A 22803-nucleotide genomic window follows, 5' to 3' on the forward strand; every position below is an offset into this window, starting at 1 on the left:
ACACAGACATGTCGATCTACATCAACAAGGACACGCGGGTCATCACCCAGGGCATCACCGGCAAGACCGGCCAGTTCCACACCGAGAAGTGCCAGGAGTACGCCAACGGCAAGAACTGCTTCGTCGCCGGCGTCAACCCGAAGAAGGCCGGCGAGAAGATCTTCGACATCCCGATCTTCGGCTCGGTGAAGGAAGCCGCGCAGCAGACCGGTGCGACCGTCTCGGTGATCTACGTGCCGCCCGCCGGCGCTGCCGCGGCGATCTGGGAGGCAGTGGAAGCCGACCTGGACCTGGCGATCTGCATCACCGAAGGCATTCCGGTGCGCGACATGCTGGAAGTGCGCAACAAGATGAAGGCCAAGGAAGCCGCGGGCGGCAAGAAGACGCTGCTGCTGGGCCCCAACTGCCCCGGCCTGATCACGCCCGACGAGATCAAGATCGGCATCATGCCCGGCCACATCCATCGCAAGGGCCGCATCGGCGTGGTGTCGCGCTCGGGCACGCTGACCTATGAGGCGGTGGCCCAGCTGACCGAGATCGGCCTGGGCCAGTCCAGCGCCGTGGGCATCGGCGGCGACCCGATCAACGGCCTGAAGCACATCGACGTGATGAAGGCCTTCAACGACGACCCGGACACCGACGCCGTGATCATGATCGGCGAGATCGGCGGCCCCGACGAGGCCGACGCCGCGCGCTGGTGCAAGGACCACATGAAGAAGCCGGTGGTCGGCTTCATCGCCGGAGTCACCGCACCCCCGGGCAAGCGCATGGGCCACGCCGGCGCGCTGATCTCCGGCGGCGCCGACACCGCGGACGCCAAGCTGGCCATCATGGAGGAGTGCGGCTTCAAGGTGACGCGCAACCCCTCGGAGATGGGCAAGCTGCTCAAGTCGCTGCTCTGACGCTTGACCGCCGGCGGTGCCACCGCCGCTGCTCGAAAGCCGACGCCTTGCCGTCGGCTTTTTTCATGCCCGGCGCGCGTCTGCCGGTCTTGCCGCAAAATTGCAACGAAATGTTCGGATGCTTTGTCAAACTTCCTTGTTCACTTCAGGGGGCTCTGTTAACGTCAGCTGCGAGCCCTGCCCCCCGAAAGTGAGGCGCGGGCCAAGGTGCTGTCCTTGGGCAGTCAAAGCCTTAGAGGGCGAGGGGCAGAAGTGGGTAGATCGTCATCGGCTCAACGCCGCCCGTTCTGGCGGGCGGACTGGTTCACCGGGGCGGCCATCGTGGCCGCCGTGTTCATCCTCTGGAAGTCCACCGGCCTGTTCGAGGCCCTCGAGCGCCGTTTCTACGACGCCGCCAGCAGCCAGAACTCGAGCCCGCCGTCCGACCGCATCGCGGTCATCGCCATCGACGACCAGAGCATCGCCAACATCGGCCGCTGGCCCTGGTCGCGCGACGTGCATGCCGAGCTGATCGACAAACTGGCCGCGGCCAAGGCCAAGACGATCGCCTACAACGTCTTCTTCACCGAGCCGCAGACCGATCGCGGCCTGGTGTTCATCCGCCGGATCAAGCAGGTGCTGGGCGACGGCAACGAGGCCCTGGCCCGCGTGCTGGCCGAGGCCGAGCAGGCGCTCGACGCCGACGGCAAACTGGCCGCCAGCATCGCGCGGGCCGGCAACGTGCTGGTGCCTTCGGTGTTCACGCTGGACGAGCCGCTCGGCAAGCCCGATCGCGAGCTCCCGCCTCCGGTGGCCAGGAACACGGTCGATGCGAGCGGCGGCTTTGCGGTGCCAGCCATCCGCGGCCAGTACCCGCTCGATGCGATCGCCGCCGCGGCCGCCGGCGTCGGCCACCTGAACCAGTGGAGCGACGCCGACGGCGCGGTCCGCGCCGACCCGCTGCTAGTCGACTACTACGGCCGCGGCGTGCCCTCGATGGCGCTGCTGGCCGCCGCCCGCAGCCTGAACCTGGGTGCGGCCGACATCCAGGTGCGGCCCGGCGAAGGCCTGCAACTGGGCCGGCTGCGGGTGCGCAGCGACGAGGCGGCCCGCATCCTGCCGCAGTTCTATCCGCGGCGCGACGGCAAGCCGGCGTTCGCGGTCGATTCGTTCTACGACGTGCTGAGCGGCAAGATCCCCGCCGCCAAGTACGCCGACAAGATCGTCCTGGTCGGCGCGACCGCGGCCGGCGTCGGCAACACTTTCCCGGTGCCCGGGCATCCGGCGCTCAGTCCGGCCGAGCTCATGGCGCACGTCACGTCCAACATCCTGGGCGGCCACGCGATTTCCGAGCCATCCTGGGGCGGCTGGGCGGCCTTTGGCGCCTTCCTGCTGGTGGCCGGCTACCTGATCGCCGTGCTGCCGCGGCTGTCGGCGCGCGCCGGTGCCATCGCCACCGGCGCGCTGCTGCTGGCGCTGCTGGTGTCCGAGTACGTGCTGCTGTCCAGCGCCGCCACCTGGCTGCGCTTCGTGCTGCCCGCCGCCCTGCTGGTGATCGGCCATGCGGCGCTGACCACCAAGCGCTTCCTGGTCACCGAGGCCGGCAAGGCCAGGTCGGACGAGGAGTCGGCCGAGACCAACCGCATGATGGGGCTGGCGCTGCAGGGCCAGGGCCAGCTCGACATGGCGTTCGACCGCTTCCGCCGGGTGCCGCTGGGCGACGCGCTGATGGACAACCTGTACAACCTGGCGCTGGACTTCGAGCGCAAGCGCCAGTTCAACAAGGCCGAGGCCGTCTACGAGCACATGGCCGGCTACGACAAGAACTACAAGGACCTGCAGGCCAAGCTCAACCGGGCCCGGAACCTGTCCGAAACGGTGATGCTGGGCGGTGGGGGCGCCCACCCGGGCGGCACCCTGCTGCTGGACGGCGGCGCCGTCGAGAAGCCGATGCTGGGGCGCTACCAGGTCGAGAAGGAGCTGGGCAAGGGGGCGATGGGCGTGGTCTACATGGGCAAGGACCCGAAGATCGGCCGCGTCGTCGCCATCAAGACCCTGGCCCTGTCGCAGGAGTTCGAGGGCGAGGAGCTGGCCGACGCGCGCGAGCGCTTCTTCCGCGAGGCCGAGACCGCCGGGCGCCTGCAGCACCAGAACATCGTCACCATCTTCGATGCCGGCGAGGAGCACGACCTGGCCTACATCGCGATGGAGTTCCTGCGCGGCAAGGACCTGTCGGACTTCTGCAAGGACGGCCAGTTGCTGCCGGTGCCGCGCGTGCTGTCCATCGTGGCCCGGGTGGCCGAAGCGCTGGCCTATGCCCACCGGCAGAACGTGGTGCACCGCGACATCAAGCCGGCCAACATCATGTACGAGTTCGACTCGGACACGGTCAAGGTCACCGACTTCGGCATCGCCCGCATCACCGATTCCAGCAAGACCAAGACCGGGCTGGTGCTGGGCACGCCCAGCTTCATGTCGCCCGAGCAGATCGCCGGCAAGAAGGTCGACGGCCGCTCCGACCTGTATTCGCTGGGCGTGATGCTGTTCCAGATGCTCGCCGGCGTGCTGCCGTTCCGCGGCGACTCGATGGCCGAGCTGATGTACAAGATCGCCAACGAGGAGCCGCCCGACATCCGCCGCGTGCGGCCCGACATCCCCGAGCGACTGGCCGGGCTGGTGGCCAGGGCGCTGGCCAAGAGGCCCGAGGCGCGCTACCAGGACGGCGACCACTTCGCGGCCGACCTGCGGGTGCTGGCGGCCCAGGGGCCGGCTGCGCCGGCCCGCGATGCAGTCGACCCCGACGGCACCGTCGCCCTGACGCTGTCGTCCGCCGCCCGGGCGCAGGCCGAGGCCGAAAAGACGGTGGTGATGGCGGCCGGCGCCCGCCCTGCCTTCGAGCGTGCCCCTTCGGGCCAGCCGTCGGCGCCCGGCTATGATGCGACCCCGCCCGCCAGCGGCGCCGGTGCATTCGACAAGACGGCCCTTTTCAACAAGCCCGATGCTCCCGGGGCCGATCCGCAGGATTGAGCCGGCCAGCCATGAATTACGAGTTCAGCACCCGCACCGACCCCGGCCTCGCCCGCGAGAACAACGAGGATTCGGTCACCTACGACGAGCCCACCCGGCTGGCCATCCTGGCCGACGGCATGGGCGGCTACAACGCCGGCGAGATCGCCAGCGGCATGGCGACCACCTTCATCAAGTCGGAGCTGGGCCGCTGGCTCACCCAGGCCGGCCGCCACGCCAACGCCAGGGAAGTGCGGCGGGCCATGGAGATCTGCGTCGACAACGCCAACCGTTCGATCTTCAACGCCGCCAACTCCAATCCGCAGTACGCCGGCATGGGCACCACCCTGGTGATGGGCGTGTTCCAGGACGGGCGGCTGCTGCTTGGCCACATCGGCGACTCGCGCTGCTACCGCCAGCGCGGCGCCGAGCTGGCGCAGATCACCAAGGACCACTCCCTGCTGCAGGAGCAGATCGACGCCGGCCTGATCACGCCCGAGCAGGCGGCGGTGTCCACCAACAAGAACCTGGTCACCCGCGCCCTGGGCGTGGAAGACGCCGTGCTGCTGGAAGTCAACGAGCACCGGGTCGATCCGGGCGACATCTACCTCATGTGCTCCGACGGGCTGTCGGACATGGTCGACGACGAAGGCATCGCGCGCATCCTGTCCAACGATGCGCCGCTGGAGGAAAAGGCGCTGCAACTGGTGGATGCGGCCAATGCCAATGGGGGGCGCGACAACATCTCGGTGCTGCTGGCGCAGGCGGACAACGAAAGTAAAAAGAAGAGCCTCATTTACCGATTGCTGGGAAAATAGGCATCCGGTCTCCGGTATCGAATTTGCGACAAGAGATCACGAACAGAGGAGTGGGCCATGCCGAAAATGATCGTTTCGATCGACGGTGTCGTCATCAAGGAAGTGCAGCTGACGAAGGACCGCACGACGCTGGGCCGGCGGCCCTACAACGACATCGTGATCGACAACCTGGCGGTCAGTGGCGAGCACGCCGTGCTGCAGCTGGCCGGCAATGAGGTCCACCTTGAAGACCTGAACAGCACCAACGGCACCTACATCAACGGCAAGGCCGTGAAGAAGCAGCTGTTGCAGAACAACGACACCATCGAAATCGGCAAGTACAAGATCAAGTACATCAACGAGGTGCCGGGCGCCACCTTCGAGAAGACCATGATCATGAAGGCCGGCATGGTGCCCCCGCCGGTGGCCAAGCCGGCCGGCGCGCCGGCGCCCGCCGAGGCCGGCGACGTCAAGGGTGCGATCAAGGTGCTGTCGGGCGCCGCCGCCGGCCGCGAGGTGCCGCTGGTCAAGGTGGTCACCACCATCGGCAAGCCGGGGGTCGCGGTGGCCGCGATCACCAAGCGTCCGCACGGCTTCGTGGTGGCCCATGTCGAGGGCGGCAACAAGCCCATGCTCAATGGCTCGGCCGTCGGTCAGGACCCCGTCACACTCAAGAACGGCGACGTGCTGGAGCTGGCCGGCACCCAGATGCAGTTCGTCCAGGGCTGACCGCAGCCCCCGCCCCCCGGAGACACCGCGCAATGCCGGGCTGGACCCGCCTGCTGGCCCGGCATGGGGCCCGCATCGGGCTCACGCTGGTGCCGCTGCTGATCGCACTGCTGCATGCCACCGGTGCAATGCCGCTGCAGGCACTGCACCGGCTCGACCAGGTGCTGTACGACGCCCGGCTGCGCGCCACCATGCCGGGCACGCTGGACGAGCGCATCGTGATCGTCGACATCGACGAGAAGAGCCTCGGCGAGGTCGGGCGCTGGCCGTGGAGCCGCAACCGCCTGGCCCAGCTGACCGACGAGCTGTTCCAGCGCCAGCAAGTGGCCGTGCTCGGCTTCGACGTGGTGTTCGCCGAGCCGGACGAGAGTTCCGGCCTGAAGCGGCTGCGGCAGCTGGCCCAGTCCGAACTGAAGGACCACCCCGGCCTGGCCGGCCGCATCGAGCAGCTGGCGCCCTCGCTGGACTACGACGCCCTGTTCGCCCGCGCGCTGGCCGATCGGCCGGTGGTGCTGGGCTACTACTTCAGCAGCGATCGCGGCGGTGGCAAGTCCGGCGTCCTGCCGGCCCCCGTGATGCAGGCGCAGGACCTGCTCGGCCGGCCGATCCGCTTCACCCACTGGAACGGCTACGGGGCCAGCATCGAGCAGCTCGCCCGGGCTGCGCCGATGGCCGGTTTCTTCAACCCGATCATCGACATCGATGGCGTGGTGCGCTCGGTGCCGCTGCTGGCCGAGTTCGGCGAGCGCCATTACGAATCGCTGTCGCTGGCCATGTTCCGGCTGCTGACGGGGATGCCCTCGGTGGAGCCTGGCTTCCCTGCCGGCGGCGGCCGGGCCTACCAGGCGCTCGACAGCGTGGTGCTGCGCCTGGGCCAGAAGACCATGGCCATTCCGGTCGACGAGCGGGTGGCTGCGCTGGTGCCGTACCGCGGCCCGGGCGGCGCCAGCGGCGGCTCGTTCCGTTACGTGGCGGCGGCCGACCTGCTGGCGCAGCGCGTCGCGCCCGGCGCCCTCAAGGGCAAGATCGTGCTGGTCGGCACCACGGCGCCCGGTCTGCAGGACCTGCGCTCGACCCCGGTCGGCGAAACCTACCCCGGCGTGGAGACGCACGCCAACCTGCTCTCCGGCCTGCTCGACGGCCGGCTGGCGGTCCGCCCCGACTACGCCGCGGGTTACGAGGTGGTGCTGCTGCTGGTGGCCGGCCTGTTCCTGGCCATCGCGCTGCCGCTGCTGTCGGCTCTCAGGGCGGTGGTGGCCAGCCTGGCGGTGCTGGCGGCGGTGGTCGGCCTGAACATCGGGCTGTACCTGGGGGCCGGGCTGGTGCTGCCGTTGGCGGCGGCGCTGGCCCTGGTGCTGACCGCCTTCGCCCTGAACATGAGCTACGGCTATTTCGTCGAGAGCCGCTCCAAGCGCGAGCTGGCCAACCTGTTCGGCACCTACGTCCCGCCCGAGCTGGTGGACGAGATGGTCAAGGACCCCGACAGCTACAGCATGCAGGCGTCCAACCGCGAGCTGACGGTGATGTTCTGCGACATGCGCGGCTTCACCCGCCTGTCCGAGAAGATGGAGCCGGTGCAGCTGCAGGAGCTGCTCAACTCGGTGTTCAACCGCCTGACCGACATCATCCGCCGCAACCGCGGCACCATCGACAAGTACATGGGCGACTGCGTGATGGCCTTCTGGGGCGCGCCGGTGGAGACTCCCGAGCACGCCCACCTGGCGGTCAAGAGCGCGCTGGAGATGGCCAACGCCGTGCGCCGCATCAACGAGGAACACCGCGGCCAGGGCCTGCCCGAGATCGGCGTGGGAATCGGCCTGAACACCGGGATGATGTGCGTGGGCGACATGGGCTCGCAGGTGCGGCGCAGCTACACGGTGATCGGCGACGCGGTCAATCTCGGCTCGCGCCTGGAAGGGCTGTCCAAGGCCTACGGTGTCGACATCGTGGTGAGTGAATCGACCCGCAAGCTCGCGCCCCAGTTCGCCTGGCAGGAGCTCGATCGGGTGCGGGTCAAGGGCAAGGAGCAGGCGGTCGCGATCTTCTGGCCGCTGGCGCCGGCCGACCGGCTGGACAAGCCCCAGGCCGACGAACTGAAGGCCTGGGGCGCCTTCCTCAAGGCCTACCGGTTGCAGGATTGGGACGCGTGCGACACGCTGATGCTCAACCTGCAGCGGATGAACCCGAGGAAATACCTGTACGAGTTGTATTCCGAGCGTGTAGCCTCGATGAGGCTGCTGCCATTCGACCCCGCCTGGGACGGCGCCACCAATTTCGAGACCAAGTAGAGACCGCCATGGACCGCCCCGCCCGCCCCATGCCGCCGCCCGCGCGCGGCGCCAGTGCCTGCCGCAACCGGCGGCAAGGAGACTGACGTGAGGGTGCGCGTGCTGGGCTGCTCGGGCGCCATCGCCCGGGACTGCCGGACGACTTCCTTCCTGGTCGATGGTGACCTGCTGGTCGATGCCGGCACCGGCGTCGGCGACCTGACGCTGGAGGAGATGGCGGGCATCGGCCACGTGCTGCTGACCCATTCGCACCTCGACCACGTGGCGGCGCTGCCGCTGATGATCGACTCGATCGCCTCGCAGCTCACCCGCCCGGTGTGCGTCCATGCCCTGCCCGGCACCATCGCGGCGCTCAAGGAACACGTCTTCAACAACGTGATCTGGCCCGACTTCAGCCGCATTCCCACGCCCGAGCGGCCCTTCATCACCTTCAGCGAGGTCCGGTTCGGCCAGGTGCTGGAGCTGGGCGGCAAGCGCATCGAGGTGATGCCGGCCGTGCACACGGTGCCGGCCTGCGGCTACGCCATTGCAGGCGGCGGCGGCCACTGGGTGTTCACCGGCGACACCGAGCGCAACCCCGCCTTCTGGCAGCGCTTGAACGCGATGGACGTGGCGGCGCTGGTGATCGAGACCGCCTTCAGCAACCGCGAGCAGGATCTGGCCCGGCGCAGCCTGCACCTGTCCCCGCACGCGCTGGCCCAGGAGCTCGACTGCATCGACAGGAGCAAGTCGTTTCCGATCTTCATCACCCACACCAAGCCGGCCGAGACCGACCTGATCATGGCCGAGATCCAGAAGTTCGACCGGACCCAGCCGTTCGGCCCCAACGTCACCCACGACATCCGCTACCTGCGCGCCGGCCAGGAGTTCGAGCTGTAGCAGCCCCGCGCGCCCGCGTGCACGTCCCAGGAGTCAGCCCATGAGCGCCGTCCTCAAGCAAGAGCGCGATTCGCAGGCGTTCTTCGATTCGCAGCAGCTGCCGCCCGACAAGCGCGGGGTCACGTTCGAGGCGCTGTTCTTCCGGCAACTGCAGCTGGTGACGACCCGCATCCACGAGACGGAGAACATCGAGCAGATCATGCTGGAGTCGAGCCAGGACATCTGCAAGCTGTTCAACGCCGACCGGCTGACGCTCTACGCCGTCAACGAAGACCGCAGCGCCATCATCTCCAAGGTCAAGACCGGCCTGAACGCGGCCAAGGACCTGAAGCTGCCGATCAGCGCGCAAAGCATCGCCGGCTACGTGGCGTTCAGCAAGCAGATGGCCAACATCGCCGACGTCTACGACGACGAGGCGCTCAAGCGCATCCACCCGACCCTGAGCTTCCTGAAGGAGGTCGACAAGCGCTCGGGCTACCGCACCAAGCAGATGCTGGTGGTGCCCATCCTGGACGGCGACGTACTGCACGGCGTCATCCAGGTGATCAACAACAAGAGCGACCAGCCCTTCGGCGAACTGGAGATCGAAGGGGCCGCCCAACTGTCCAAGACGCTGGCCACCGCGATCCGCCAGCGCATGCAGAAGGAACAGGACAGCCAGCGGCGGCGCGCCACCAAGTACGACGGCCTGCTGGCCGACGGCGTGCTGACGCAGGAGGAACTGCACAAGTGCATCGCCAAGGCGCGCGAGGAGGGCAAGCCGGTCGAGCACGTCCTGATGGGCGACTACCAGATCCGCCCGGCGCAGATCGGACCGTCGCTGTCGAAGTTCTTCGCCGTGCCGTACGAGCCGTTCAACGCCGGGCGCATCCGCTCCGAGCAACTGCAGGGCCCCCTCAAGCGCGATTTTGTCGAGGAGCAGGGCTGGATCCCGCTGGAGGAGTCGGCCGAAGGCCTGGTCGTGATGTGCATGGACCCCGAGGCGGTGCGCGGCTCGCGCATCGTGCCGCAGGTGTTCCCGCGCCACTCGAAGTTTTCGTATCGCGTCACCACCCAGACCGAGTTCGAGGAAACGCTGGCCCAGCTCTATGGCCTGGGCGACGGCGGCGCCTCCATCGACGAACTGCTGGCCGACCTGAACGCGCCGGTCGACGACGACGGCGACGACAACAGCCTGGAGTCGGCCGCCTCGGACAACGAACTGGTCAAGTTCGTCAACAAGGTCATCATCGACGCCTACAACCAGCGCTGCTCGGACATCCACATCGAACCGCTGCCGGGCAAGGGCAAGACCGGCATCCGCTTTCGCATCGACGGCAGCCTGGTGCCCTACATCGAGGTGCCGGCGCACTTCCGGCAGGCGCTGGTGACGCGCCTGAAGATCATGTGCGACCTCGACATCTCCGAGCGTCGCAAGCCGCAGGACGGCAAGATCAAGTTCAAGAAGTACGGGCCGCTCGACATCGAGCTGCGCGTCGCCACCATCCCTTCGGCCGGCGGCGTCGAGGACGTGGTGATGCGGATCCTGGCGGCCGGTGAGCCGATCCCGCTGGAAAAGCTCGGGCTCACGGCGGTCAACAAGGAGCGGCTGGAAAAGACCGTCAGCAAGCCCTACGGCCTGTTCTACGTGTGCGGCCCCACCGGCTCGGGCAAGACCACCACGCTGCACTCGATCCTGAAGTACCTCAACACGCCCGAGACCAAGATCTGGACCGCCGAGGACCCGGTGGAAATCACCCAGAAGGGCCTGCGCCAGGTGCAGATCAACAAGAAGGCCGGCATCGACTTCGCGCTGGTGATGCGCGCCTTCCTGCGCGCCGACCCGGACATCATCATGGTGGGCGAGTCGCGCGACAAGGAAACGGTGTCGATGGGTGTGGAAGCCTCGCTCACCGGCCACCTGGTGTTCTCCACCCTGCACACCAACTCGGCGCCCGAGTCCATCATCCGCCTGCTGGACATGGGCATGGACCCGTTCAACTTCGCCGACGCCCTGCTCGGCATCCTGGCGCAGCGGCTGGCCAAGCGCTTGTGCGACTGCAAGGAGCCCTACTTCCCCGAGCCCGACGAGATCAAGACCTTCATCGCCGAATACGCCGACGACCTGCGTCACACGGCCGCCTGGAAGGCCGACTACGGCGCCGAGGCCAAGAAGCTGTACGAGGGCTGGGTCAAGAGCTACGGCGAGAACGGGCGGCTGCGCATGTACCGGGCGGTGGGCTGCGACAAGTGCAACAAGACCGGCTACAAGGGCCGGGTCGGCCTGCACGAGCTGCTGGTCGGCGACGATGGCATCAAGAAGCTGATCCAGGAGCGCGCCCGCGTCGCCGAACTGTTCGTCAGCGCCGTCGCCGGCGGCATGCGCACGCTGAAGATGGACGGGATGGAAAAGATCATGTTGGGGTTGACGGACCTGAAGCAGGTGCGTTCCGTGTGCATCAAGTAGCGCCGGGACCTCCGTACATGTTTCTGCCAATACTGACTTCGTAACTGTTCTGACAACTTTGTCGGAATTTGCTGACTCGCCTGTCAGACGGGCGCGTCGGCCCTCCAGCTCGTCATGATTAGGTATGTATTTCGGCCTGGCACGGCACTTGCGGTATGGCCGGGCTTCTTCAACAACCTCTGGAGGGATCCAAATGAAGCGTCAACTGCAAAAGGGCTTTACCCTGATCGAACTGATGATCGTCGTGGCGATCATCGGCATTCTGGCCGCCGTCGCACTGCCGGCATACCAGGACTACACCGTGCGCGCTCGCGTCTCGGAAGTGATCCTGGCAGCGTCCTCGTGCCGTACCAGCATTACCGAGTCGCTGCAGAGTGCGCCCAATGCCGATGCGCAGTCCGCCATCCAAGGCTGTGCCATCTCCAACACCAAGATGGTGGTGAGCGGCGTGTCCGACAACAATGGCGTGATCACGGTCCAAGGCAGCGCTGCGGCTCTGGGCGGCAGCATCACCTCGACGACCAACCAGATCGAGCTGAAGCCGTACATCGCTGGCGCCGCCGTGGTGGGTTCCACCGACGGCGGCAAGACGATCCAGGAATGGCGCTGCGGCCCCGCCACGAACAATCCGATGCCCGCCAAGTACCTGCCGGGCTCGTGCAAGGCTTCCTGATCATCGGGGCCTGAGCAATTAGGAGAGGCCGCGCAAGCGGCCTCTTTCGTTTTCTGGGCTCACCGCCGTCGCAGTTTCCCAATGCCTTTCAAGCGCGATCTGCGAAACGTCTCGCTGTACGCAGTCCTTCTGACGGTGGCCTTGGCCGTGGGTTGGTTGCTGCCCAACCACTATCCGCCCTGGAATACCTTCCATTCCAACGCCTGGATCGCGGGTGTCTTGTGCGTGATCGCCCTGTGGCGCACCGTGGCCGCCTCGGTCCGCCTGTCTGTCCTGCCGCTGGTCGTGGCGGGGGTGGCACTTGTTCCATGGCTGCAGTACGCGGCCGGGCTGCTGCCGCTCGCCGACTCTGCGCTGGTGGGCTCGCTCTACATGCTGGGCTTGGCCGCAGCGCTGGCTGTTGGCGAGCAATGGAGTCGCCAGCGCCCGGACGAGCCGGCCAGCCTGGTGCTGTCGGCCGCGGCGCTTGCCGCACTGGTCTCGGTTGCCCTGCAGATCTATCAATGGCTGGGGTTTGCGCAGGCTCCGGAACTGACCGACATCTGGATCTTCCCGTCGACAGGTGGGCGTCCCTACGCCAACCTGGGCCAGCCCAACCAGCTCGCTTCGCTGTTGCTCTGGGGCCTGCTCGGCATCGCGCTGGCGTGGCACAAGCGCTGGCTCCGCGGTTGGCTCGCCACCGGGTTGGCCGCCGTCATCCTGTTCGGCGTCGCCCTGACCGAGTCGCGCACCGCGCTACTGACACTCACTCTCTGCGCCATGGGCCTGGCCGCCAGGCGCCCCGCTTTCATCGAGCGCCGCATGGCCCTGATCGCCTTGGGACTGTACCTTGGCTATGTGACCTGTCTGTTCGGCTTGGAGCCCCTGGGGCGATTGGCTGGTAAACCGGACGCCTCTCTCACCGTGTTTCATCGCTCGGCCGGCGAACTGCGTTGGCTGCTGTGGGATATGGCTCTGGATGCCGCTTCGCGCCAGCCGTGGTTCGGCTTCGGCTGGGGACAGACCAATGAGGCGTACCTGCTGGTTCATCCCTGGCATCCAGTCCCGCCGCAGTTCTACGTCGAGCAAAGCCACAACCTGCTGCTGGATCTGGTGCTCTGGGCCGGGTGGCCACTGGCGTCGGTCCTGGCCGTCGCTGGCGCTTGGTGGTTCTGGCGCGTGGTTCGATCGGTGCGCAGCTTGGCGCAGCTGATCACCACGGCAGCGCTGGCGGTGATGCTGGTGCACGCCATGCTCGAACTGCCCCTGCACCATGGCTACTTCCTGTGGCCCTTCGGCCTGCTGGCCGGAGCGGCATCGGCCAAGCTGGAGCTCAAGCCGTTGCTGCAGGTGCCGCGGCGGATCGGCGCCGCGGTCATCGTCGCGCTGGCGTCGGTGCTTGTCATCGTCGTCCACGATTACCTGCGGGTGGAGTCCGCCTTCTCCGAGTTGCGCTTCCAGCTCCAGCGCATCGGGACCGGCCATGACGAAACGCCGCCGCCAACGTTGCTGCTGGCGGAATGGTCGGCCTTCATCGAGATGAGCCGGGCCGTGCCGCACGCGGGAATGAGCATGGAGGAAATCGATCATTGGCAACAGCTGCTGCTGTACAACACCTCGCCCCTGGCATTCCGCAAGGTCATCGCTGCCCTGATGCTGAACGGCCACGTGGAGCAGGCAAGGTTCTGGGCCGATCGTGCCTGTGCAGTCATGCCGCCGCCCGCTTGCCGCAACCAGCTCCGGGAGTGGGAGGGGCGCGAGCAGCCGCCCGCGTCCGCGGCCGGCGCTGGGTGACTACACTTCCGCGCGAGCCGGACGCGCGCCGGCTGCGCCCGACGTGTTCCGCTCCGGTGTACCGCCTATGACCGCCCTCGTTCCTGCACAACTCCTGAGTCTTGCGTTGCGGCAGCGCTTGCTGCCGGTCCTAGTTCACCTGCTCGGTAGCCTCCTGATTGCGCTGACTGCCGCTGGCCTGGTGTTCGGCCTGTGGTATCCCGAGCCGTATCGTCAGATCGCCGGTGGACAGGAGTTGTTCATGTTGCTGGTCACCGTGGATGTGGTGGTCGGCCCCCTCATCACCTTGGTTGTGTTCGACCGGCGCAAGCCGCGGACCGAACTGCGCCGCGACATGGCCGTTGTCGTCCTGCTGCAGCTGGCCGCACTCGGCTACGGCATCTGGACGCTGGCTGCCGCACGGCCGGTGCACCTGGTGTTCGAGCTGGACCGGTTCCGCGTGGTGCATGCGATCGACGTGCCTCCGGAACTGCTGCCCCAGGCGCCCGAGTCGCTGCGCACCCTCCCGTGGACGGGACCGACGCCCATGTCGCTGCGACCGTTTCGCAGCGACAAGGAGAAGTTCGAGGCCACCATGGCCGCACTGGGCGGCGTTTCACTGGCGGCCCGGCCCGATCTCTGGCAAGACTACGAGGCGGGCCGCGTGGCCTTGCTGAGGGAGGCTCAGCCCCTGGGTCGCCTGCGCGAGCGCTTCCCCGCTCAAGCGAGCGAGATCGACTCGGCAGTGGCACGTTCCGGACGGCCTGAGCCCGCGCTGGCCTGGCTTCCGCTGGCTGCCCGCAAGTCCTTCTGGACCGTGCTGGTGGATCGCTCCAGCGCCGAGATCGTGGGCTTCCTGCCGATCGACTCGTTCTGAACGGGGCCGCAATCGAACCTGCAACCGCCGAGCGCCAGGCCGCAGGCGCCCGCCTGGTGCTTGGCCTGGCGGCTGCCTTGCCGTGGCTGAGCCCGCTGACTTTCGGGCCATCCGCCAACGCGGTACCGCTGTTCATGGCCTGGGGCTGCGCGATGCTGGCCTTGGCCGCGAGCGCCGAGCGGCTGCGGGCGGGTGCATGGGCCGCCGGGATCTTGGCACTGGCGGCGGTGGCCGTTCTTGCGGGGCGCTCGGCCGGTCCGCAAGCACTTGCGCTGCTGGCCGCCTTGCTGGCCGCGGCCGCGTGCGCCGCGGCGGTCAAGGCGGCCCGCGACCCGGTTGCCGCCCTGCGCGCCATCGCCTGCGGCTGGTTGCTGGCAGCCCTGGCCAGCAGTGCCATGGCCTTGCTCCAGTACGCCGGCTGGTCGGCGGCTTTCGCGCCCTGGATCACGGCCGCCGATGCGGGAACGGCCTACGCCAACCTGCGCCAGCGCAACCAGTTCGCCACCCTCACCAGCATCGGCCTGTGCGCGCTGCTCTGGCTCGGTGGCGGTCGGCCGCGGCTGGCCGCGGCGGGCGTGCTGCTGCTGGCTTGCGGCAACGCCGCAACGGCTTCGCGCGCGGGCCTGCTGCAGTGGATGTTGCTCCTGCTGCTGGTGCTGGCCTGGCGGGGTGCACAGCGGCGACAGTGGTTGCGGCTGCTCGCCCTCGGATTGGCGGCCTACTCCGCCGCGGCGCTGCTGCTGCCGCTGGCGCTGCAATGGGCGACCGGCGAGGCGACCGACAACGTCTTTGGGCGCCTGGCGCCGCAGGCGGCCTGCAGCACCCGGACCTTCCTGGTGCCCAACGTGCTCGAACTCATTGCAACCCGGCCCCTGTCGGGTTGGGGCTGGGGCGAGCTCGACTACGCCCACTATTGGCACCTGTACGCCCAGCCGCGCTTCTGCGACATCCTGGACAACGCGCACAACCTGCCGCTGCATCTGGCCGTCGAACTGGGGCTGCCAACCGCGCTGCTGCTGACCGGCGCGACCATCTGGCTCGTGGCACGACAGCGTCCGTGGCGCGAAACGCAGGCGCATCGGCAGGTCGCCTGGATGGTGCTGGGCTGCATCGGCCTGCACAGCCTGGTCGAGTATCCGCTCTGGTACGGCCCCTTCCAGATGGCAGCCGGCTTCGCCATCGGCGCCCTCTGGACCAGCAGGCCCGGCGACGGCCGTCCGTCAACAGGATCTGGCGCCCGCTGGGCGATCGCCATCGCTGCGCTGGCCTGCCTGGTTGGCGCCGCCTACGACTATGCCCGCGTGAGCCAGGCCTATCTGCCGCCCGAGCGGCGATGGGACGGATGGCGCCAGGATCCGGTGGCGCAGGCGCGCGACAGCTGGCTGTTTCGCGACCAGGTGGATTTCGCCGAACTGACGCTCACGCCGGTGACGCCGCAAAACGCCGCGGCGGTGCAGCAGCTCGCCTTGCGCATGCTCCACTTCTCGCCGGAGCCGGCGGTCATCGAGAAGCTGCTAGAAAGCACGCTGCTCGTAGGGAGCGACGACCTGCTGGCCGAGCACCTGGCGCGCTACCGCGCCGCCTTTCCCGAGGCCTATCGCCAGTGGATGGATCGGCACGCGGCGGCTACGCCGCCCGCCAGTCCCCCGACTTCCCCCCGCGCTTCTCCAGCAGCTTCAGGTCGGTGATGGTCATGCCCCGGTCCACCGCCTTGCACATGTCGTAGATCGTCAGCAGCGCCACCTGCACGGCGGTCAGCGCCTCCATCTCGACCCCGGTCGGGCCGACGGTCTCGGCCGTTGCGGTGCACACCACGGCATGGGCTGCCTCGTCCAACTCGAACTCCACGGCCACCCGCGTCAACGCGATCGGATGGCACAGGGGCACCAGCTCGCTGGTCTTCTTGGCCCCCATGATGCCGGCCAGGCGGGCGACGCCCAGGACGTCGCCCTTCTTCGCCGTGCCCTGGCGCACCAGGTCCAGCGTGGCCGGTTGCATGGCGATGCGGCCCTGCGCCACGGCGATGCGGTGGCTGGCCGCCTTGGCGCCGACATCGACCATGTGGGCCTGGCCTTGTGCGTCGAAATGGGTGAAGCCGCTCATGACTGGTGGACGATGGGTCGCGGCAATCATAAGCGCCGTCGCGCGCGGGGCTTGCCGCCGGGGCCGGCAGGGCTGTTACCTCTCGTTTACGCTTGTGCCGCATCATGGCGCCAATGAGCCTTCGGCCCCGCACCCCCGTCCGCCACCGCCTCGCTGCGGCGGCGCTCGCCGCCGTGGTGGCCTGCTTTCCGGCCGCGCACGCCCAGCTGCCCACGCTCGGCGACGGCAGCGAGATGAGCAGCGCCGCCGAGCGCCGGCTGGGCGAGAAGATCGCGCGCGAGCTCTATCGCGACCCCGACTACATCGACGACCCGGTGCTGGTCGACTACGTGCAGGACATCTGGCAGCGGCTGCTGGATGCGGCGCGCGCGCGCGGCGAGCTGTCGGCCGAACTGGACGAGCGCTTTGCCTGGCAGGTGCTGCTGGGCAAGGACCGCAGCGTCAATGCGTTCGCGCTGCCGGGCGGCTGGCTCGGGCTGCACCTGGGGCTGGTGAGCGTCACTGCCAGCCGCGACGAGCTGGCCTCGGTGCTGGCGCACGAGCTGAGCCACGTCACCCAGCGCCACATCTCGCGCCTGGTCAGCCAGGAAAAGCGCCAGGCGCCGTGGGTGATCGGCGCGATGATCCTGGGCGCGCTGGCCGCCAAGAAGAGCCCCGACGCCGCCAACGCCATGATTTCCGGCAGCCAGGCGATGGCGGTGCAGAACCAGCTGAATTTCTCGCGCGACATGGAGCGCGAGGCCGATCGCATCGGCTACGGCATCCTGGTGCAGGGCGGCTTCGACCCGCAGGGCTTCGTTGGCATGTTCGACAAGCTGCAGCAGGCCGGCCGCCTGAACGACTCCGGCGCCTTTCCCTACTTGCGCACCCACCCGATGACGACCGAGCGCAGCGCCGACATGCAGGCGCGCCTGCAACTGCTGCCGCGCGAGCAGGCCCAGGGGCCGGCCGGCGCCTCGCTGCTGCACGCCCTGATGGCCGCGCGCGCCCGCGCGCTGTCGGCGGTCGGGGTCGATGCGCTTCGCGCGCTGGCGGCCGAGCCCACGGGCCTGCCGGCCGACGCGCCGCGGGCGCGGCGCGCGGCTTCGCTTTATGCCGCCAGCCTGGCCGCCTCGCGCCTGCGCGACACCGGGGCGGCGGTGCTGCAGGCGCAACGGCTGTCGACGGCGGTGGCCGGCGACGCCGAGGCCGCGCGACAGGCGCGCCTGCTGGCCGCGGAGGTCGCACTGGCCGGTGGCCGCATCGAGAGCGCCGCGGCCTTGCTCGATGGCGCCGCCCGCGCACGGCCGGAGGTGCTGTTGTGGGCGCAGGCCCGGCAGGCTGCCGGTCATCCGGCCGAGGTGGCGCAGCGGCTGCAGGGCTGGGTGGCGCAGCAGCCGCGCGACGCCGCGGCCTGGCAGTTGCTGTCGACGGCCTACGGCGCGCAGGGCCAGTCGCTGCGGGCGATCCGGGCGGCCGCGGAGGCGCAAGTGGCGCAGCTCGACTACGGCGCGGCGCTCGACCGGCTCAAGGCCGCGCAGGACCTGGCGCGGCGCGGCGGCGCGGCGGGCGACCACATCGAGGCGTCGATCATCGACACCCGCACCCGCGAGGTGGAATCACTGTTTCGGGAACAGTCGCTCGAGCGCTGAGTCGATCACCACGCCGAGCGCCGAGTAGATCAGCGAGCCGACCAGCGCCGCCACGAAGCCCGGCACCCGGAAGCCGTCCAGCACCGAGCCGGCGGCCCAGAACATCAGGGCGTTGATGACGAACAGGAACAGTCCCAGCGTCACCAGCGTCACCGGCAGGGTCAGCACCACCAGGATCGGTCGCACCACCAGGTTGAGCAGGCCGATGACGAAGGCCGCGATCAGCGCCGCGGTGAAGTCGCGCACCTCGACGCCCGGATAGACGTAGGCCACGAACAGCAGCGCGGTGGCGCTGAGCAGCCACTTGGCGATCAGCTTCAGCATGGCGCGGGAGGATAGCACCCGTCCTGGCGGCGGGTCCTTTGCCGCAGGGCTATCATGCCGGCCCGATCGCGACATGGCTGCCATCCACATCACCGACATCGAGGCCGCCATCAATTTCTGGCGCGCCCGCAAGCCCTCGCCCGACGGCGTTACGCTGGCGCCCGAGTTGCGCGCGCTGGCCGAGGTGTACGCGCTGATGGTCTATTACCGCGAGGACGAGGCCGACGAGCGCGGCTTTCCGGCCCGCGCCTATGCGGCCTGGAGCGCCTGGTACGACAGCACGCCCGACACGCCCTGCATCGCGATCTGCTCCACCAGCCAGGGCGACGAGGTCTGCAAGGGCTGCGGGCGCAGCTTCGAGGAGGTGCAGCTCTGGCCGGAGATGAGCCCGGCGGCCAAGCGCCACACCTGGCGGCGCATCACGCTGGAGGGCGACGCCTGGCGCTTCAACCGCTACGCCGAGCGCGCGGCCGAAGGGCCGCCGCCGTCCGCGGCGCCGGCGGCCTCCTGATGCGACGGCTGGCGCGCGCTCCCAACATCGCCATCGCGGCGCTGTGGGTCGACGCGCTGCGCCATGCCGGCTTCGACGCCTCGATGCAGCGCTACTTTTTGGGTGCCGCGGCCGGCGAGCTGCCGCCCGACCAGTGTCTGCCGGAAGTCTGGATCGCCGACGATGCGCAGGAAACGGCCGCGCTCGAGCTGCTGGAGGCGCTGCAATCGACGCCGCAGCGGCGCTGGTTCTGTACCTGCGGCGAGCTGGTGGAAGGCGGCTTCGAGAGCTGCTGGAACTGCGGGCGGGCGATGCCGCAGCCGGGCTGAGGCCGGCGGCTCAGCGCCAGCGCACCGGCTCCACGTCCACGCTGCCGCGCGCCGACGACAGCATCAGCACGCCTTCCTGGACGGTCGCCTGCAGTTGCATGCTGCGCTCGGCCAGTGCCGCCAGCGCCTGCGAGGCGGCGGTGGGGATGCGCCAGACCTGCACCTTGTCCAGCCGCGCCAGCTTGCCTTCGATCCCGCGCCACCAGACCTCGGCGGCGTGGTGGAAGGCGTACACCTGCACCTGGTCGGCCCGGGAGCTGGCCCGCGCCAGCGGCTTGTCCTCGGGCTGGCCGACCTCGATCCAGCGGCGGATGCGGCCGGTGAAGTCGCGCAGCAGCACGTCGGGATCGTCCGGGTCGGACAGCCCGGCGCCGAAGCCCAGCGTGCCGTCACCGCCGCAATCGGCCTGCAGCGCATGGGCGTTCAGCGCCAGCGCCACCAGCCGCACCATCATCCGTTCGTCGGTCTCGCTCGGGTGGCGCGCCAGCGTCAGCGCATGGTCGGCGTAGTAGCCGTGGTCGATGTCGGCGACCGCCAGTTGCGCCCGGAAAACCGTGGACTTGAGCGCCATCAGACCCGGCGTGCCAGCTCGGCGGCCTTGCCGATGTAGGCGGCCGGCGTCAGCGCCAGCAGGCGCTCGCGCTCGGCCGGCGGGATGTCGAGCGAGCGGATCAGCGCGTGCAGGTCGCCGGCGTGCACGCGCTTGCCGCGGGTGGCTTCCTTGAGCTTCTCGTAGGCGCCGTGCACGCCGTAGCGGCGCATCACGGTCTGGATCGGCTCGGCCAGCACTTCCCAGGCCTCGTCGAGGTCGGCGGCCAGTGCTTCCTCGTTCAGTTCGAGCTTGGCCAGGCCGATGCCCAGCGAGTGGTAGGCCAGCGCTGCGTAGCCCAGCGCCACGCCCATGTTGCGCAGCACGGTGGAATCGGTCAGGTCGCGCTGCCAGCGCGAGACCGGCAGCTTCTCCGACAGGTGGCGCAGCAGCGCGTTCGACAGGCCGAGGTTGCCTTCGGCGTTCTCGAAATCGATCGGGTTGACCTTGTGCGGCATGGTGGAGGAGCCGATCTCGCCCGCGCGCAGCTTCTGCTTGAAGTAGCCCAGGCTGATGTAGCCCCAGACGTCGCGCGCCCAGTCGATCAGGATGGTGTTGGCGCGCGCCACCGCATCGAACAGCTCGGCCATGTAGTCGTGCGGCTCGATCTGGATGCTGTACGGCTGGAAAGTCAGGCCCAGCCCCAGCGGCTCGGGCGTCTCGACCACCTTGCGGGCGAACGCTTCCCAGTCGAAGCCGGGCCAGGCCGCCAAATGGGCGTTGTAGTTGCCCACGGCGCCGTTCATCTTGCCCAGCAGCCGGACCGACGCGATGCGCTCGCGCGCGCCGGCCAGCCGCACCACCACGTTGGCGATCTCCTTGCCGACGGTGGTGGGGCTGGCGGTCTGGCCGTGCGTGCGGCTGAGCATCGGCACGTCGGCGTAGCCGTGCGCCATGTCGCGCAACCGCGCGATCACCGCGTCCAGCGCCGGCAGCAGCACCTGCTCGCGCGCGCCTTTGAGCTGCAGCGCATGGCTGGTGTTGTTGATGTCCTCGCTGGTGCAGGCGAAGTGCACGAACTCGCTGGCCGCCACCAGTTCGGGCCGGGCCTCGAACTTCGACTTGATCCAGTACTCGACCGCCTTGACGTCGTGGTTGGTGGTCTTCTCGATCTCCTTGATCGCCAGTGCATCGGCTTCGGAGAAGTTCTTCACCAGCCCCAGCAGGTAGGTGCGCGCGCCGGGTGTCAGCGGCTTGAATTCGGCAAACCCGGCGTCCGACAGCGCAATGAACCAGCACACCTCGACCTGCACGCGGCGGTGCATGTAGCCCTGCTCGCTCATGAGCGGGCGCAGCGCCGACAGGCGCGCGGCGTAACGGCCGTCGAGCGGCGACAGCGCGGAGATGGTGGACAGCGTCATGGGAAGGCGGATTGTAGGCGTGCGCCCCCGCGCGGCCGCGGCGCTCTCGCTGTCGCCGCACTGCCACAGCCGCCCGCACCGCCCGGCCTAGAATCCCCGCGTGTCCCCCACCAGCAAGAGTCCCATGAAACTGATCGGCGCCGTGACCAGCCCCTACGTGCGCAAGGTGCGCGTCGTCATGGCCGAGAAGAAGCTGGACTACCAGTTCGTGCAGGAGGACGTGTGGGCGGCCGAGACCACCATCTCGGAATCCAACCCGCTGGGCAAGGTGCCCTGCCTGGTGATGGAAGGCGGCGAGGCGCTGTTCGACTCGCGCGTGATCGTGGAATACCTGGACACGCTGTCGCCGGTGGGCAAGCTGATCCCGCCGGTCGGGCGCGAGCGCGCCGAGGTCAAGACCTGGGAGGCGCTGGCCGACGGCGTGCTCGATGCGTCCATCCTGGCCCGGCTCGAAGCCAACTGGCCCGGGCGCGGCAAGACCCAGCGCAGCCAGGCCTGGATCGACCGCCAGCTGGGCAAGGTGCAGGCCAGCCTGAAGGCGATGTCCCAGGGATTGGCCGACAAGCCGTTCTGTGCCGGCAACCACTTCAGCCTGGCCGACGTTGCCGTGGGCTGCACGCTGGGCTACCTGGATTTCCGCTTCCCCGACATCGACTGGCGCACGCCGCACGCCAACCTGGACAAGCTGTACGCCAAGCTGATGCAGCGCGCCAGCTTCCTGGATTCCCAGCCCGCCTGAGCGGCCCCTGTCCCGCAGCGCGGGCACCGGCGGCTTGCTGCCGCCCGTCGGCCAAAAGAAAATTGCCGCGAAGCGCCCCGTGACGAAGAGGAGGGAGGGAGGAGGAGAAGAGCCGTCCCGGGATTGCAGCCGGGTGGAACCCGGAAGGCTTCGCAGCAGCAAACGAATACTTGTGCCTCTAGGACACGCCGCGCCGGCCGGGGTTCCGCGACCGGGGCGCCGGTCGGTAAAGGTTTGTAGCCGCGCGGCTCAGTGAGCGGCCAGCAGCCGTTCGATCTGAGCCACCAGCGCCTTGTCCTGCGGCGTCGTGCGGCTGCCGTAATGCGCCACCACCTGGCCGTCGCGGCCCACTAGGTACTTGTGGAAGTTCCACGTCGGTTGCTGGCTGGTCTTCGCGGCCAGCGTCTTGAACAGCGGGTTGGCTTCGGCGCCGCGCACGCTGCTCTTGGCGAACATCGGGAATTTCACGCCGTAGGTGTTCTCGCAGAACTCGGCGATGTCGCGATTGCTGCCGCGCTCCTGGGCGAAGTCGTTGGAGGGAAAGCCCAGCACCACCAGCCCCTGGTCGCGGTAGCGCCCGTACAGGTCCTCCAGCCCCTGGTACTGCGGCGTGAAGCCGCAGTAGCTGGCCGTATTGACCACCAGCAGCACCTTGCCGGCGTACTGGCACAACGACTGGGGCTTCTCGTCCTGCAAGCGCGGAAACTGTTGCTGCAGCAGGGCCGGGCAGGCGGCTGCGGCGGTCGCGGGCGACTGGGCGCGGGCTGGGGCCGGCAGCAGGGCGGCGGCTACCAGCAGAGGCGCAAGGAGTCGAAGCATCGGTGTTCTCCGCGACATCAAACGGCCATTCTGGAGCAAGTGTCGCGCCAGCGTCACAGCGCCGCTTAAAATAAAGGCAACTCCACAATG

Annotated in this window: 20 protein-coding genes; 15 read left to right on the forward strand and 5 right to left on the reverse strand. The window is 68.6% G+C overall.

The features are described 5' to 3' along the window. Positions 1–8 precede the first annotated feature (8 nt). From sucD to PE066_RS11515, 11 genes are all read left to right on the forward strand, one after another. Positions 9–902 (forward strand): succinate--CoA ligase subunit alpha, encoded by an 894-nt coding sequence (gene sucD, locus PE066_RS11465; RefSeq protein ID WP_271232672.1) that lies wholly within the window; start codon positions 9–11, stop codon positions 900–902. Between the two features lie 321 nt (positions 903–1223). Further along, entirely contained in the window at positions 1224–3908 is a 2685-nt protein-coding gene (locus PE066_RS11470) for a CHASE2 domain-containing serine/threonine-protein kinase (protein ID WP_271232673.1), read from the forward strand. 11 nt (positions 3909–3919) lie between these two features. Continuing rightward, positions 3920–4705, forward strand: a complete 786-nt coding sequence (locus PE066_RS11475; protein ID WP_271232674.1) for a Stp1/IreP family PP2C-type Ser/Thr phosphatase — start codon at positions 3920–3922, stop codon at positions 4703–4705. A 57-nt stretch (positions 4706–4762) separates the two neighbouring features. Beyond that, positions 4763–5413 carry an FHA domain-containing protein gene (locus PE066_RS11480; protein WP_271232675.1) on the forward strand — a complete coding sequence of 217 codons (651 nt, stop codon included), beginning with the start codon at positions 4763–4765 and terminating at the stop codon, positions 5411–5413. A 32-nt stretch (positions 5414–5445) separates the two neighbouring features. Further along, positions 5446–7701, forward strand: coding sequence for a CHASE2 domain-containing protein (locus PE066_RS11485; RefSeq protein WP_271232676.1), 2256 nt, complete (start codon positions 5446–5448; stop codon positions 7699–7701). A gap of 87 nt (positions 7702–7788) precedes the next feature. Next, entirely contained in the window at positions 7789–8580 is a 792-nt protein-coding gene (locus PE066_RS11490) for an MBL fold metallo-hydrolase (protein WP_271232677.1), read from the forward strand. Between the two features lie 40 nt (positions 8581–8620). Further along, the gene (locus tag PE066_RS11495; protein ID WP_271232678.1) at positions 8621–11026 is read left to right on the forward strand and encodes a GspE/PulE family protein; all 2406 of its coding nucleotides are present in this window, start codon (positions 8621–8623) and stop codon (positions 11024–11026) included. A gap of 193 nt (positions 11027–11219) precedes the next feature. Further along, a complete protein-coding gene (locus PE066_RS11500; protein ID WP_271232679.1) occupies positions 11220–11699 on the forward strand; it encodes a pilin in 480 nt (159 codons plus the stop codon). A gap of 81 nt (positions 11700–11780) precedes the next feature. Further along, on the forward strand, positions 11781–13472 hold the full coding sequence (locus tag PE066_RS11505) for a PglL family O-oligosaccharyltransferase (RefSeq protein ID WP_271232680.1): 1692 nt from the start codon (positions 11781–11783) through the stop codon (positions 13470–13472). A 67-nt stretch (positions 13473–13539) separates the two neighbouring features. Beyond that, on the forward strand, positions 13540–14328 hold the full coding sequence (gene tfpZ, locus PE066_RS11510) for a TfpX/TfpZ family type IV pilin accessory protein (RefSeq protein ID WP_271232681.1): 789 nt from the start codon (positions 13540–13542) through the stop codon (positions 14326–14328). 134 nt (positions 14329–14462) lie between these two features. Continuing rightward, positions 14463–16016 (forward strand): Wzy polymerase domain-containing protein, encoded by a 1554-nt coding sequence (locus PE066_RS11515; protein WP_271232682.1) that lies wholly within the window; start codon positions 14463–14465, stop codon positions 16014–16016. Here the strand turns inward: PE066_RS11515 and moaC are convergent. Continuing rightward, complete coding sequence (gene moaC / locus PE066_RS11520) at positions 15955–16431, reverse strand: cyclic pyranopterin monophosphate synthase MoaC (protein ID WP_271232683.1); 477 nt, start codon at positions 16429–16431, stop codon at positions 15955–15957. The two genes, PE066_RS11515 and moaC, sit on opposite strands and share 62 nt — an antisense overlap. A gap of 104 nt (positions 16432–16535) precedes the next feature. Between moaC and PE066_RS11525 the strand changes: the two genes are divergently transcribed. Then, positions 16536–18062 carry a M48 family metalloprotease gene (locus tag PE066_RS11525; RefSeq protein WP_271232684.1) on the forward strand — a complete coding sequence of 509 codons (1527 nt, stop codon included), beginning with the start codon at positions 16536–16538 and terminating at the stop codon, positions 18060–18062. Here the strand turns inward: PE066_RS11525 and PE066_RS11530 are convergent. After that, complete coding sequence (locus PE066_RS11530; protein WP_271236562.1) at positions 18030–18383, reverse strand: phage holin family protein; 354 nt, start codon at positions 18381–18383, stop codon at positions 18030–18032. The two genes, PE066_RS11525 and PE066_RS11530, sit on opposite strands and share 33 nt — an antisense overlap. Before the next feature lie 76 nt (positions 18384–18459). Here PE066_RS11530 and PE066_RS11535 point away from each other — a divergent pair, with 76 nt between their 5' ends. Both PE066_RS11535 and PE066_RS11540 read left to right on the forward strand, forming a co-directional pair. After that, entirely contained in the window at positions 18460–18897 is a 438-nt protein-coding gene (locus tag PE066_RS11535; RefSeq protein ID WP_271232685.1) for a DUF3717 domain-containing protein, read from the forward strand. Further along, entirely contained in the window at positions 18897–19205 is a 309-nt protein-coding gene (locus PE066_RS11540) for a DUF2007 domain-containing protein (RefSeq protein ID WP_271232686.1), read from the forward strand. The genes PE066_RS11535 and PE066_RS11540 overlap by 1 nt, the downstream gene beginning before the upstream one ends. 10 nt (positions 19206–19215) lie before the next feature. Here the strand turns inward: PE066_RS11540 and PE066_RS11545 are convergent, their stop codons facing one another. Continuing rightward, on the reverse strand, positions 19216–19776 hold the full coding sequence (locus tag PE066_RS11545) for a YaeQ family protein (RefSeq protein ID WP_271232687.1): 561 nt from the start codon (positions 19774–19776) through the stop codon (positions 19216–19218). Beyond that, on the reverse strand, positions 19776–21155 hold the full coding sequence (gene purB, locus PE066_RS11550; RefSeq protein WP_271232688.1) for an adenylosuccinate lyase: 1380 nt from the start codon (positions 21153–21155) through the stop codon (positions 19776–19778). The genes PE066_RS11545 and purB overlap by 1 nt, the downstream gene beginning before the upstream one ends. A gap of 124 nt (positions 21156–21279) precedes the next feature. Between purB and PE066_RS11555 the strand changes: the two genes are divergently transcribed. Further along, positions 21280–21894 (forward strand): glutathione S-transferase family protein, encoded by a 615-nt coding sequence (locus PE066_RS11555; RefSeq protein ID WP_271232689.1) that lies wholly within the window; start codon positions 21280–21282, stop codon positions 21892–21894. A gap of 249 nt (positions 21895–22143) precedes the next feature. Here the strand turns inward: PE066_RS11555 and PE066_RS11560 are convergent, their stop codons facing one another. After that, positions 22144–22713: a glutathione peroxidase gene (locus tag PE066_RS11560; RefSeq protein WP_271232690.1), complete on the reverse strand. Its 570-nt coding sequence runs from the start codon at positions 22711–22713 to the stop codon at positions 22144–22146. Between the last annotated feature and the right edge of the window lie 90 nt (positions 22714–22803).

The organism is Ramlibacter tataouinensis, from assembly GCF_027941915.1.
Classification (GTDB): domain Bacteria; phylum Pseudomonadota; class Gammaproteobacteria; order Burkholderiales; family Burkholderiaceae_C; genus Ramlibacter; species Ramlibacter tataouinensis_C.